This window comes from Amycolatopsis sp. Hca4, assembly GCF_013364075.1.
Lineage (GTDB): Bacteria > Actinomycetota > Actinomycetes > Mycobacteriales > Pseudonocardiaceae > Amycolatopsis.
The window spans coordinates 4807474-4820606 of the sequence record NZ_CP054925.1 but is presented as its reverse complement, the minus strand read 5'-3'; the positions used below and the strand labels follow the sequence as shown (position 1 = coordinate 4820606).

General features: G+C 72.8%; 14 protein-coding genes. 9 read left to right on the top strand and 5 right to left on the bottom strand.

What is annotated here, in order from left to right:
- Positions 1–31 precede the first annotated feature (31 nt).
- On the top strand, positions 32–1606 hold the full coding sequence (locus tag HUT10_RS20945; RefSeq protein ID WP_176172782.1) for a sensor histidine kinase: 1575 nt from the start codon (positions 32–34) through the stop codon (positions 1604–1606).
- Positions 1603–2277, top strand: a complete 675-nt coding sequence (locus tag HUT10_RS20940) for a response regulator transcription factor (RefSeq protein ID WP_176172781.1) — start codon at positions 1603–1605, stop codon at positions 2275–2277. The genes HUT10_RS20945 and HUT10_RS20940 overlap by 4 nt, the downstream gene beginning before the upstream one ends.
- Here HUT10_RS20940 and HUT10_RS20935 read toward each other — a convergent pair.
- Entirely contained in the window at positions 2222–3355 is a 1134-nt protein-coding gene (locus tag HUT10_RS20935; protein WP_176172780.1) for an FAD-dependent monooxygenase, read from the bottom strand. The two genes, HUT10_RS20940 and HUT10_RS20935, sit on opposite strands and share 56 nt — an antisense overlap.
- On the opposite strand from HUT10_RS20935, the gene HUT10_RS20930 reads away from it, so the two are divergent.
- A complete protein-coding gene (locus tag HUT10_RS20930) occupies positions 3296–3949 on the top strand; it encodes a TetR/AcrR family transcriptional regulator (protein ID WP_176172779.1) in 654 nt (217 codons plus the stop codon). The genes HUT10_RS20935 and HUT10_RS20930 overlap by 60 nt on opposite strands.
- Before the next feature lie 134 nt (positions 3950–4083).
- Here the strand turns inward: HUT10_RS20930 and HUT10_RS20925 are convergent, their stop codons facing one another.
- From HUT10_RS20925 to HUT10_RS20910, 4 genes are all read right to left on the bottom strand, one after another.
- Positions 4084–4869, bottom strand: coding sequence for an ABC transporter permease (locus tag HUT10_RS20925; protein WP_176172778.1), 786 nt, complete (start codon positions 4867–4869; stop codon positions 4084–4086).
- On the bottom strand, positions 4866–5780 hold the full coding sequence (locus tag HUT10_RS20920; RefSeq protein ID WP_176172777.1) for an ATP-binding cassette domain-containing protein: 915 nt from the start codon (positions 5778–5780) through the stop codon (positions 4866–4868). The genes HUT10_RS20925 and HUT10_RS20920 overlap by 4 nt, the downstream gene beginning before the upstream one ends.
- A gap of 70 nt (positions 5781–5850) precedes the next feature.
- Entirely contained in the window at positions 5851–8427 is a 2577-nt protein-coding gene (locus HUT10_RS51145; protein ID WP_176172776.1) for an ATP-dependent RNA helicase, read from the bottom strand.
- Entirely contained in the window at positions 8424–9254 is an 831-nt protein-coding gene (locus HUT10_RS20910; RefSeq protein ID WP_176172775.1) for a glutamate ABC transporter substrate-binding protein, read from the bottom strand. The genes HUT10_RS51145 and HUT10_RS20910 overlap by 4 nt, the downstream gene beginning before the upstream one ends.
- A 76-nt stretch (positions 9255–9330) precedes the next feature.
- On the opposite strand from HUT10_RS20910, the gene HUT10_RS20905 reads away from it, so the two are divergent.
- From HUT10_RS20905 to HUT10_RS20880, 6 genes are all read left to right on the top strand, one after another.
- A complete protein-coding gene (locus HUT10_RS20905; protein WP_176177922.1) occupies positions 9331–9837 on the top strand; it encodes a MauE/DoxX family redox-associated membrane protein in 507 nt (168 codons plus the stop codon).
- Between the two features lie 66 nt (positions 9838–9903).
- Positions 9904–10647 (top strand): thioredoxin domain-containing protein, encoded by a 744-nt coding sequence (locus HUT10_RS20900; protein WP_176177921.1) that lies wholly within the window; start codon positions 9904–9906, stop codon positions 10645–10647.
- A 111-nt stretch (positions 10648–10758) separates the two neighbouring features.
- On the top strand, positions 10759–11088 hold the full coding sequence (locus HUT10_RS20895) for a hypothetical protein (RefSeq protein WP_176172774.1): 330 nt from the start codon (positions 10759–10761) through the stop codon (positions 11086–11088).
- Complete coding sequence (locus HUT10_RS20890) at positions 11085–12215, top strand: C40 family peptidase (RefSeq protein ID WP_176172773.1); 1131 nt, start codon at positions 11085–11087, stop codon at positions 12213–12215. Before HUT10_RS20895 ends, HUT10_RS20890 begins: the two co-directional genes overlap by 4 nt.
- Positions 12216–12221: 6 nt before the next feature.
- Entirely contained in the window at positions 12222–12605 is a 384-nt protein-coding gene (locus HUT10_RS20885) for a YbaB/EbfC family DNA-binding protein (RefSeq protein WP_176172772.1), read from the top strand.
- A complete protein-coding gene (locus HUT10_RS20880; RefSeq protein WP_176172771.1) occupies positions 12602–13096 on the top strand; it encodes a YbaB/EbfC family nucleoid-associated protein in 495 nt (164 codons plus the stop codon). The genes HUT10_RS20885 and HUT10_RS20880 overlap by 4 nt, the downstream gene beginning before the upstream one ends.
- Positions 13097–13133: the final 37 nt, after the last annotated feature.

Here is a 13133-nt window from a genome sequence, read left to right as displayed (position 1 = left end):
GGCCTTCGTCACGGCTTGTAGCTTCGACTTCGTGCGGACAGTGACAAAGCGCAGGTGGCGCGTGGCGCTCGACGTGCTCCTGGGACTGTTCCTCGCCTACAGCGTCATCTCGGACACCGTGAACGCCCGGTCCTGGTGGGAAATCGCCGGCGGGCTCGCCGTCGTGGCAGGGTCGGTGGCCACGGCTCGGCGGTATCCCGTCGTCTCGCTGGGCATCGCGCTGGCCGGGGCGCTTGCGGTGACTTTCCCGTTCGGCGACCACGTGCCCGTCTGGGTGGTCTTCGTCCTGGTCGCGATGTCCTACCAGGCCGGGCTGCGGATGGAGCGGGCCCGGCCGGGCGTGCTGATCGGGGTCGCCGTGACGATCGTCGGTCTGCCGCTTGCGTTGCTGGTCGGACCCGACGGGCCGGGGGACTGGGCGGCGATGGTGGCGATTCTCGTCTTCGCCGGGTTGTCGCCGTGGCTGCTCGGGCGGTACGTGCGGGTCCGCGGCGAGCTCGCCCGCAAGGGCTGGCGCCGGGCCGAGGAAATGGAAAGCCGGCAGCAGCTGGTCGCCGAGCAGGCGCGGCTGCGTGAGCGCGCCCGCATCGCCAGCGACATGCACGACTCGCTGGGGCACGAGCTGAGCCTGATCGCCGTCCGCGCCGCCGCGCTGGAGGTCGCCAGCGGCCTCGGTGACGCCCAGCGCGACGCGGCCGCGCAGCTGAGGACCAGCGCCGCGACGGCGACCGAGCGGCTGCGCGAGATCATCGGCGTGCTGCGCGAGGACGCCGCGCCGGTCGAGCCGGTGCAGGGCGACCTCGGAGAGCTGATCGGCCGGGCGCGCGCGTCGGGCCTGCTCATCGAGTCCACTGTGGACGTAGACGGCGCACCGCCGATGGTGGCCCGCGCCGCCTACCGCGTGGTGCAGGAGGCCCTGACCAACGTGGCGAAGCACGCGCCGGGGGCCGCCGTGACGGTCCGGGTGACCAGCGTCGGTGCGCAGACCGATGTCAGCGTGGTCAACGCGCCGCCGCCTGCCGGGCCGTTGCCCGGGGCCGCGTCCGGGCACGTCGGGCTGATCGGCCTGCGGGAGCGCGTGCGGCTCGTCGGCGGGACGTTGCGGGCCGGTCCGCGGGCCGGTGGGTTCGCCGTCACCGCGACACTGCCGCACGGCGCCGCGCCGGGTGAGCCGGTCGCTTCGGATGTTCCGGATGACGAGGTCGAGTTGTCGACGTCGGCCAAGGCTCTCGAGCTGGCCCGGCGTGACGTGCGGCGCAGCCTGATCCAGGCCGTCGCCGTCCCGGTCGGCCTGTTCGCCGTGGTCCTCGCGGTCGCCGGGATCGTGTTCCTCTACCAGTGGAACTCCTCGGAGCTGCCCGCCGGCGTCTACGAACAGCTGCGGATCGGGCAGTCGCGGGCCGAGGTGGCGCCGCAGCTGCCGTCGAACCAGCGCAGCGCCCGGCCGCGGCGAACCGAGCCGCCGCAGCCGGCCGTGCCCGGGGTCGCGTGCGAGTACTACGGCACCGGCCGATCGTGGCTCGTCGACGACTATGCCGCGTACCGGCTGTGTTTCGCCGGTGGGAAACTGGTGGCCAAGGACCGGTTCACCGAGGGGGCGCCGTGATCAGGGTCGTGCTGGCCGACGACGAAGCGATGATGCGGGCGGGGGTGGCGGCGATCCTCGCCGCCGACGCGGAGATCGAGGTCGTCGCCGAGGCGGGCGACGGCCGTTCGGCGGTCTCGCAGGTCCTCGCCACGCATCCCGACGTCGTGCTGCTGGACATCCGCATGCCGGTTCTGGACGGCCTGGGCGCGGCCGCCGAGATCCGCCGGCTGCTGCCCGCCACCGGCGTCATCATGCTGACCACATTCGGCGAAGACGACTACATCGAGCGCGCGCTGAGCCTCGGCGCGGGCGGGTTCCTGCTGAAGTCGGGTGATCCGCGTGAGCTGCTGGCCGGTGTCCACGCCGTCGCCGATGGGGCCGCGTTCCTCTCGCCGAAGGTGGCGCAGCGGGTGATCGCGCGGCTGTCCGGCGGGCAGCTGGCGCGGGCGGCCGCGGCCCGCGAGCGGATCGCCGTGCTGACCCCGCGCGAGCGGGAAGTGCTGACGCTGCTGGGTTTCGGACTGTCCAATGCGGACATCGCGGCGAAGATGTTCGTCGTCGAGGGCACGGTGAAGGCGCACGTGAGCACCATCCTGACCCGGCTCGGCGCGAAGAACCGGGTCCAGGCGGCGATCACGGCGTACGAGGCGGGGCTGGTCGGGGGAGACGCGGCGGCGTCCACCCCGTGATCCCCGCGCCCACGCGGGCCGTCACCGTTCCGGGCAGGCACTTCAGCGCGGCTGTTCGCAGGGCCGTCGCGACCGGGTTGCTCAGCTGCGGGCCGAGCTTGCCCATCCGGACGGACTCGCGGACGACGCGCTGGCTGCGTGGCCGCCGGGTGCGGTCGTAGCTTTCGAGCGCGTTCTCCATGTCCTGTGTGGACACCGCGTGGGCGAGCACGACGGCGTCTTCGATGGCCTGGCAGCCGCCCTGGCCGAGGAACGGCGGCATGGCGTGGGCGGCGTCGCCGAGCAGCGCGATCCGGCCGCGGGTGTAGCCGGGCAGCGGGGTGCCGAGGTAGTAGAGGTCGTGGTGCAGCACGGCTTCCGGCGGGGTGGCAGCCATGAGGGCCGGGATCGGGTCGTGCCAGTTCGCGAAGGCCGGCTCGAGGTCGGCTTTGCCGGTGCCCGGCTTCGCGAGGGTCGAGAGCCACCAGTAGACGTCGCCGCCGGAGAGCGGCAGGACGCCCACCTCGGTGCCGCGGTCGAAGCTCGTGCTCAGCGGGGTGCCGGGGAGGTGCGCGACGCCGCGGAACGCCGTGCTGCCCGAGTACACCGGCTCCGGGTGGTCGGGGAAGAGGGCGTGACGCACCCGGCTGTGGATGCCGTCGGCCGCGACGACGAGGTCGGCGCGCAGTTCTTCGCCGCCTACGCGGACCGTGCCGTCTTCGCGGACTTCGGTGACTTCGGCGCCGGTCCGGAGGCTGCCGGCCGGGACGGCGTCCCGGAGGGCGGCGATGAGGTCACGCCGGTGGATCGCCCCGAGCGACCGCCCGTGCCGCCGGGCGAACTCGGCGCCGTCGAAGCGGGTGATCCGGCGGCCGCGCCGGTCGCGGAAGCCGCCGTCCCGCTGCGGGGCCAGCCGCTCGCCGAGGTCGACCCCGAGTTCGTCGAGGGCGCGCAGGGCGTTCGGCCAGAGCGAGATCCCGGCGCCGACGTCGCCGAATTCGGGGGCCTTCTCGAGGACGGTGACCGTCCAGCCGACCCGGTGCAGCCCCGCGGCCGCCGCCAGGCCGCCGATGCCGCCGCCGACCGCTATCGCGTGCATTGCGCCTCCTCTACAGGTGTAGAGAACTCTACACCTGTAGAGTGCGACGTCGTGGATCGGTTGGATGTGATTGCCGACGCAGCGATCGAGGTGATCGCGGCGGAGGGCATGCGCGGCTTGACGCACCGGGCGGTGGACCGCGCGGCGGGCCTGCCGGTGGGATCGACGTCGTACTACGCGCGCACGCGGGCGGCGCTGCTGGAGCTGACGATCGCGCGGATCGTGGTGCTGGACCAGCCTTCGGCGCGGCCGGCCGGGTCGTTGGCGGAGTTCATCGCGGGATACGCGTTCGAGGCGATCACGGCGGGGCGGACGCGGATGCTGGCGCGGTACGAGTTCGCGCTGGAGGCCACGCGGCGGCCGGAGCTGCGCGCGGTGTACGACGAGGGCGGGTTGCAGATCCGCAGGCTCGCGACTTCGGCACTGGAGGCGGCGGGGTCTTCGTCCGCCGAGAGGCACGCGCGGGTGGTGGTGGACTGGATGGAGGGGACGATCTTCGGGGCTTTGGCGGGGACGGGGTCGCTGGCGCCGCCTTCGTTGGAGTCGCTGGTGGAGAGTGCGCGGGAAATCCTGGCGGGGCTTGGGGTGGAGTGACCTCGGGCCGGCTGTCCACATGCTTGCGTGTGTGTGGACAACCGGCCTCGGGTCGCGGCTTTTGGCGGGTTTTGTCGGGTGGGGCCGATAGACTGGACTTGGGTGGCCCCCGGAGAGGGTGGGGGAGTTTCGAGTCAGGCGTCCCGGCGGCGCAAAACTGCCGTGCCCGCCAGCAAGGCCGCTCCCGCCCACACCGCGTCGATCGCCAGCCCCACCCACGGTGCATACGGTGCCACCGCCATCGTCACCGGGTTGGGCTTTCCCGACTCCACCATCGCGTTGATCCCCGCTATCCCCGGGAAATACGGCATCGCCTCCGGCAGGCCCAGCGACGCCACGATCAACGGCAGCGGCACCAGCAGCACGATCACCGACACCAACGTCCCCGCCGCACTGCGCAAAGACCAGCCGATCCCCGTGCACAGCAACCCCAGCAACGCGAAGTACCCGCCCATCCCCGCCGCCGTCGTGAAGGCCGCCGAAGCCGAGGTCGGCAGGCCGTGGCCCGCCATCACCGCCCTCTCCAAGGCCATCGACCCGCCCGACAGCAGCACTCCGTACGCGAACAGCACCGGCAGCAGCACCGCCGCCTTTGCCTGCGCCACCCTGGCGCGTACCGGGGTCCACAGCAACGTCGAGCGGATTCCGCCGCCCGTGTACTCGCTCGTCACGAATAGCGTCGCCAGCGCTATCACCGCGAACTGGGCCAAGTACACCGCGCCGCCCAGGGTGATGGTGTTTGCGCTCTGCGGGTCGGTTTCGTAGTGCTGGGCGATGGCCGACAACGTTCCGTAGCCCAGCATCAACGCCGTCCCCGTCGCCAGGCACCACCACGTTGCCCGGACCGACCAGAGCTTCGTCCACTCCGCTGCCACCGCTCCCGGCAGCCCGCCGCCGTGCAGTGCGACCGGTGAAGTCATGCCGATACCCCGTATTCCACCGAAGAAGCCGTCAACTCCATGTACGCCTGCTCGAGCGATGCCGTCCGCTCCGCCAGCCCGTGCACGCGGATCCCCAGCTCGTGCGCCAGATCACCGACGCGGGTGACGTCGACGCCGTCCACCAGCAGCTCGCCCGGCTCTCCCGGATGCGTCAACCCGCCTTCGGCGCGCAACCGGGCGTCCAAAGTGGAGCGCTCGGCTTCGGCCGGGATGCGGACGGAAACCATGGTGCGGGAATGGCCCTTGATGAACTCCGGCACCGGGGCGTCGGCCAGCAGCCTGCCCTTGCCGATCACCACCAGGTGGTCCGCCGTCAGCTGCATCTCGCTCATCAGGTGGCTGGACACGAACACCGTCCGCCCCTCGGCCGCCAGTGCGCGCATGAGCTGCCTGACCCAGCGGACGCCGTCCGGGTCGAGGCCGTTGACCGGCTCGTCGAACAGCAGCACCCCCGGGTCGCCGAGCAGCGCGCCCGCGATGCCCAGCCGCTGGCCCATGCCCAGCGAGAACTGCCCGGCCCGCTTGCCGGCGACGTCGGACAGCCCGACCGTCGCCAGCACCTCCTCGACGCGGCCCGCCGCGATGCCGTTGCTGCGGGCCATGGCCAGCAGGTGCTTCCCGGCGCTGCGGCCGGGGTGCAGGGCCTTGGCGTCGAGCAGCGCACCGACCTCGCGCAGCGGGTGCCGCAGCTCGGCGTAGCGCCGGCCGCCGACCAGGACCTCGCCCTCCTGCGGGTGGTCGAGCCCGACCGTCATCCGCATGGTCGTCGACTTTCCCGCGCCGTTCGGGCCGAGGAACCCGGTCACCTGGCCCGGCGCGACGTCGCAGGTGAGGGCATCGACGACGGTTTTCTCCCCGTAGCGCTTCGTGAGTCCCCGAAGTGTGATCATGCTTCGAAGTCTGCGGTCCGCGGGGGTGCGCGGGCATCGGACGACGGTCGCGAGCCGCCCCCGACTTTCGTCAGGTGCGGCGGCGGGTGTGGCGGGTCGGGACCGCGGCCGCCGGGTCCTCCGGCCACGGGTGCTTCGGGTAGCGGCCGCGCAGGTCGGCGCGCACGGCCGGGTAGCCGGACGTCCAGAACGACGCGAGGTCGGCGGTGATCGCGGCCGGGCGGCCGGCCGGGGAGAGCAGGTGCAGCACCACCGGGACGCCGGCGAGCACCGGGGTTTCGGTCCAGCCGAACGTCTCCTGCAGCTTGACGGCCAGCACCGGCTGGTCACCGCGGTAGTCGACGCGGATGTGCGAGCCCGACGGCACTTCGAGCCGGTCCGGGGCGAGGTCGTCCAGCTTCGCCGCCTCCGGCCAGGGGAGCAGCGCCTTCAGTGCGGTGCCGGCGTTGATGTTCGCCAGGTCGGCCTTCCGGCGCGCGGTGCCGAGGTCCAGCCAGCTGTCCACATCGGACAGCAGCGCGGTGTCGTCCACCGGCGGCCACGGCGGCCCGAGGACGCGGTGCAGGAACGCCATCCGCTCCCGCAGCCGGGTCGCGTCCTGGCTCCACTTGAGGAGGCCGAGGCCCTCGGTGCGCAACCCGGTGACGAGGGCATCGTGGACGTCCGCGTTCTTGAGCGGCTTCTCGGACAGGACGATGGCGCCGAGCCTGCGCACCCGCCGGGCGACGACGTCGCCGTCCCAGCTCACTTCGTCCACTTCGGACACCGAGCCGGCCTTGACGGCGAGGGCTTCGTCGGCGGCCGCGGCGAGGCGGATGGTGCCGTGGACGCGGCCGGGGTCGCGGGTGGCTTCGGCGACGGCCAGCCACTCGGCGTCGAGGCCGCTGCCGGGCGGGAGTTCGGCGGCGGTGCCGCCGGCCATCAGGTAGACGGGCGCGCCACCGGGCCGCCGCCGGGCGAGCCGCTCGGGGTGCGCGAGGGCGACGACCAGCGCGGGATCGGGGCGGTGGCCGCCGGACGCGGGAACGGAACTCGCGTGATCGGAGCCGGATCTCGCGTGATCAGAGGCGGAACTCGCGTGATCGGAGCCGGAAGTCGTGCGGTCGAGGGCGGAGCTCGCGTGATCGGGGGCGGATCTCGCGTGGCCGAGGGCGGAAGTCGCGTGATCGGGGGCGGAACTGCTGGTGGACGGGGAGCGGGTGGTCCGGTTGCGGGACACCAGACCCTCCAGTCGCTGGACCTCGCGCTTCCAGCGCCGCGAACCCTCGTCCGCCGCCGAGCGGAGGCGGCGCAGCTCCGCGGCCACGTCCGTCAGCGTCGCGCCCGCGTCCAGCAGCGCCACGACCTCCGCCGCGTTGCGGGCGCCGACCTCCGAAGAACCGTCCAGCAGCGCGCGGGCCAGGCGCGGGTGCAGGCCGAGCTCCGCCATCCGCCGTCCGCGCGAGGTGACCGTGCCGTCCGCGGCCGTCGCGCCCAGCGTCACCAGCAACGCCCGGCCGGCCGCCAGCGCGCCTTCGCCCGGCGGGTCCCACCAGGCCAGCCCGCTGCCGTCCGGGGTCGACCAGCACGCCAGTTCCAGCGCCAGCCGGGCGAGCTCGGCCGTGCGGATCTCCGGCTCGGGGTACGCCGGCAGCGTCGCCTGCTCGTGTTCGGCCCAGCAGCGGTACGCCCGCCCCGGCGCCTCCCGGCCCGCGCGGCCGGACCGCTGCGCGGCCACCGCCGCCGAAACGCGCACCGTCGCCAGGCCCGGCAGCCCGCGCCGGTGGTCGACGCGCGGCACGCGGGCCAGCCCCGAGTCCACCACCGCGCGCACCCCCGGCACGGTCAGGCTCGACTCCGCCACCGCCGTCGCCAGCACCACCCGGCGCCGCGAACGCGGCCGCAGCGCGTCGTCCTGGTGCGCCGCCGACAACCGGCCGTGCAACGGGAGGACGTCCACATCGGACAGACGCAGCAACCCCGAAGTGCGGGCGATCTCGCCGGCCCCGGGGAGGAAGGCCAGCACGTCGCCGTCGCCCGAAGACAACGCCGTCCGCACCGCCCGCGCGACACACGCCTCGACGCGCTCGCCACGGGCCGGCGGGACGTACGAGAACTCGACCGGGAAGGTCCGCGCCGTCGCCGTCACCACCGGGGCGTCGCCGAGCAGGGCCGCCAGGCGCCCGGACGCGACCGTCGCCGACGTCGCCAGCAGCCGCAGGTCCTCGCGCAGCCCGGCGCGGACGTCCAGGAGCAGCGCCAGCAGCAGGTCGGCGTCCAGGTGCCGCTCGTGGCACTCGTCGAGCAGCACCGTCGAGACGCCCGGCAGCTCGGGGTCGCCCTGCACACGCCGCACCAGCAGCCCGGACGTCACCACCTCGATGCGGGTCCGCGCGGACACCTTCCGGTCGCCGCGCACGGCGTACCCGACGGTCTCGCCGACCGGCTCCCCGAGGATCGCCGCCATCCGCGCGGCCGCCGCGCGCGCCGCCAGCCGCCGCGGCTCGGCGACCACCACCCGGCCCTCGCCCGCCGACGCCAGGGCGAGCGGGACCAGCGTCGTCTTCCCCGTGCCGGGCGGCGCGACGAGCACCGCGGCGCCGCGCCGCTCCAGCGCGGCGACGACGTCGGGCAGCACGGACCGGACCGGCAGGTCGGGCAGCTTCACTTCTCGGTGACCTCGGGGGGTGGGGGCAGCTGGTAGCCGGACGGGCCGATGTTCGCGTTGAGCGAGCGCAGCCATTCGCCGGAGGAGATCATCTTCCGGATCGCGTCGTCGACCGCGGCGACGCCCTGGGTGTCGCCCTTGCGCAGGCCGACGCCGTAGTTCTCCTTCGAGAACGGCTTCCCGACGATCTTCAGCAGCTCCGGGTCGCGGGCGACGTAGCCGGCCAGGATCGCCGCGTCCGTGGTCACCGCGTCGATCTGCCCGGCGAGCAGCGCGGTCACGCAGTCGGAGTACCGCGGGTACTCGACCAGCTGGACGGCCTGGGCGAACTTGTCCTTCACCTGCTGCGCCGGCGTCGACCCGGTGACCGAGCACAGCCGCCGCCCGTTGAGCGCCTCCGGCCCGGAGATGTCGGCCGACGTCTTTCGCACCAGCAGGTCCTGCCCGGTGGTGAAGTAGGGACCGGCGAACGCCACGACCTCCTTCCGCTTGTCGGTGATCGAGTAGCTCGCCACGACCAGGTCGACGGCGCCGGAAGTGAGGTCCGTCTCCCGGGTCGCCGACGTCGTTTCGCGCCACGTGATGTCCTTCGCCGCGACGCCGAGCTCCGAAGCGACGAAAGTCGCGACATCGACGTCGAACCCGACGAACCGGCCGTCGATCGTGTGCTCCGAGAGCCCCGGCGCGTCGAACCGGATGCCGATGGTCAGGTGATCCGCGGCACTCGCCCGGGTGACGAGCGAGTCGGTGGGCGACACCTGCGCCGGACCGCACGCCGACACCGTGACCAGCAACAACGCCGAGCCGAGGAGCATGCGCCACCGCATCCGGCCGCTCCCTCCGCCTCACGTTGTTCTCAGGTCCCCCCGTTAGCCTAAGTGCGTGGTGCGACCGTCCCAACCCGTGCTGAACACCGTCGGCACGCTCGCCCGGCTCGGGCTGGCGGCCGTCTGGCTCGTTTCCGGTGCGCTCAAGCTGGCGGATCCCGGTCAGACGCTGATCGCCGTGCAGGCCTACCAGGTGTTGCCGGACGCACTCGCGAACGTGGTGGCCGTCGCGCTGCCGCTCGTGGAACTCGTGCTCGGCCTGCTGCTGCTCGCGGGCCTGGCGACCCGGTGGGCCGCGGCGGCCGCGCTGGGGCTGCTCGTGGTGCTCATCGCGGGGATCGCCCAGTCGTGGGCCCGCGGGCTGAGCATCGACTGCGGGTGTTTCGGCGGCGGCGGTCAGGTGGCGGCGGGGCAGACCGAGTACCCGCAGGAGATCCTCCGCGACACGGGGTTCGCGCTGCTCGCCGTCTGGCTGGTGGTGCGGCCGCGCACGTGGCTGTCGCTCGACGGCTGGCTGGCGCGAGGTCGCGGGAACTCGGGCGAACCCGAACCCGACTACTCGGGTATCGCGGAAGGGAACTGATACACAGTGGGTGGAGCTGAACGGACCGCGCGGAAGCGCCGTCAGGCGGCGCAGGCCGGTTCGAACGTGGTCGCGCAGGCCAGGGGAGCCTCCGGCGACCGGCGCAAGTGGATCATCGGGATCGGTGCCGTGGTCGTCGTGGCCGCGCTCGTGATCGGCGGCGTGATCTGGACGATCGCCGACCGGAACAGCACCGAGGGCCAGATCATCGATGCCGGCAAGACGAGCTCGCTGGCGGGCGACGTCACGCAGAAGCGCGACGGCGTCGTCGTCACCGTGGGCAAGGCGGGTGCCAAGGCGTCGATCGACGTCTACGCCGACTTCCTCTGCCCGATCTGCGGCGAGTTCGAGAAGCAGTACAAGAGCCAGGTCGAGCAGGCGATCAACGACGGCAAGCTGCAGGTGCGCTACCACATGGTGCCGCTGCTCAACCAGCGCTCCAGCCCGCCGGGCTACTCGCTCGACTCGGCGAACGCGGCGCTCGCCGCGGCCGACGCCGGCAAGTTCCTGCAGTTCCACGACGCGCTGTTCGCCAACCAGCCCGAAGAGGGCAAGCGCGGCTACGACAAGGCGCAGCTGATCGAGCTCGGCAAGAACGTCGGCATCACCGACCCGGCGTTCGCCCGGACGGTCAACGCCGGCACCTACGACGAGCAGCTGAACTCGGCGTTCCAGCAGATCGAGAACGACCCGAAGCTGGCGCAGGACTTCGGTGGCGGGCAGTCCGGGTTCGGCACGCCGACGGTCACCGCGAACGGGGCGATCGTGTCCTGGCAGGACCCGAGCTGGCTCGCGAAGGTGACCGGCTGACTCCCGGCAATTCGCCCACCCGGGTACGGACCGTCGACTAGGCTGGATCCCTGAGCAGGGGAACCGGGGGTGTAGCGCGCACGTCGCACCTGTCGGTGACAGGGAGGACCAGTGGACGGTTCGGGGTTTCACGTCGATGAGGGCGCGTACACGCGGTATGCGCGCGAAGTCGACCCGCTCGGCGAAGACGTCAAAGGCGCGGCCGAGAAGCACGTCGGCCCGCACGTGACGCTCGGCGGCCACGGCTTCTCGGAGATGGGCGGCGAGTCCGGCTTCTCCGGGGCCTACAGCGGCCGGATGCGCGCGCTGCAGGAGAAGATGCACCGCGTCGGCGGCGGCTGGCGGCAGGTCGGCGAAGCCGCCCGGCAGACCGACCGCAACTACGCGGCGGTCGAGGGCGAGCACGGCGACGTCATCCGGCGGCTGGGCGGCGATTCGTGACCGAGCACACCGACCAGCTCGTCCGCCACCACCTGGACACGACGAACCAGTTCGCGCAGAAGCTGCGCCACGACCCGGTCGCCATCAGCGGCGCGCGGGACGCGCACGTCGCCCTGCAGACGTCGGTGGGGCGCACCCGCGACGTCGCGTCGGAGCAGCGCGTCAACCTCGCTTCGGCCAGCTCGGGCTCGACGACCGACCGCGCCACGGCGACGTCGCAGAGCCTCGAGCAGGAGGTCCAGGACCTCCTCGACGAAAGCGCCGAGATCGAGAAGGCCGTCGCGGAGGCGGCCGATACGCTGCACGTCGGCGAGATCAAGAACGACCAGGTCCGCGACCAGATCATCAAGGAGATCGCGGCCTCGATGAAGGCGCTGGAAGCGGTGAAGACCATCCAGCCGCCGGAGAGTCGCGGCGCCGCTTCGCGCGACATCCTGATGAAGCTGCAGACGAAGATCAGCCAGCTCACCGGCCAGGCGGCCACGTTCAGCGAGCAGACGATCAACGACCTGACCGCGATCGGCACCCGGCTCGGCGGCGAAGAGCAGTCGACGTCGGCTTCTTCGGCCTCGCCCTCGACCAAGGTCGGGTCGTCGTTCAACAGCAACAGCGGGTACTCCGGCGGTTCGGACGGCGGCGGCGGAGGGGGCGGCGGTGGCGGGGGAGGCGGCGGCGGGGGCGCGGTGCACAAGCCGCGGCTGCCGGTCGCGATCCCGCCGCAGCCCGGCTCCGGCGTCGCGATCAACCTCCCCGGCGGCAAGCAGGTCATGGCGCCGAACGAGACGGCGGCCAAGGCGGTGCGCAACGCGCTCGCGCAGCTCGGCGTGCCGTACGTGTGGGGCGGCACCGCCCGCGGCGTCGGCCTCGACTGCAGCGGGCTGACCATGACCTCCTACCAGGACGCCGGCCTGCAGCTGCCGCGGACGGCGGCGCAGCAGACGGTCGGGGCCGAGGTGCCGTCGATCGACCAGCTGCTGCCGGGCGACCTCGTCGTGTGGTCCGGCCACGTGGCGATGGTGATCGGCGACGGCCAGATGATCGAGGCGGGCGACCCGGTGCAGATCAGCAAGATCCGCACCACCAACGCGGGACAGTCGTTCATCGGTTTCTACCGGCCCACGGGGTGATTTGCTGTGTCTGACTTCGACGTCGACCTGGCGGCGGCGCGGATCGCCGAGCAGGCATCGCGGGCGGGCGAGGAGGTGTCCGCGCGCCTGGCCCGCTCGGGTCCGGTGGTGGGCAAGGCTTCGTCCGACGGCATCGAGGTCCAGGTGGCGCCGGGCGGGCTGCTGACCGGGCTGACGATCCACCGCTCGGTGCTGCGGCAGGGCTCGGCGGTGCTCGCCGACCGGATCTTCGAGCTGGCCCAGCGCGCGACCCGGCGGGCGGGCGACCGGATGTACCACGCCCTGTCGTCCGCGGTTCCCCCGGAACAGCTGGAAACGCTGGGCTACGAGCCGATCCCGGACGACGACCCGGACGCCGAGACGTATTCGTACGAAGGGGGGCGGCGGTGATCACGACGCGCGAGCTGATCGCGCAGGCCCGGGCCCGCGAAGAGGCCATGGCGCGGGTGGAGGAGCTGCTGGCGTCGGCGTCGGGGACAGCTCACGACCGGGACGGCCAGGTCGAAGTGACGGTCGATGCCCGCGGGAAGCTGCTGCGGTTGTGGCTGGCGCCGTCGGCGGTGGAGCTGGGCGAGGGGCTGGGGCCGCTGGTGGTGGAGATCGCCCAGGCGGCCATGCGCGAGGCCACGCAGGACGGGTACAACAAGGTGGCCTTGCTGGTGGGCGAGGACATGACCGCCATGATCGAGCGGATGACCGGGATGCCGGCGCCGGCCCGTGCGGAGGACGACGACCCGGGGATGACGGTCGAGGAGTTCCAGCGGTTGCGGGAGGAACGGTTGGGGGCTTCGCCCGCTGCTGCTTCTCCTGCCCCGAGCGTTGAGGACGAGGACGCTTACTGGGAGAGTTTCGACCCGGCTTCGCTGCGCTCGGATCGCTGAGCAGCCCCCGTTTTCCACGCTACCGGAGGGGGCCGAC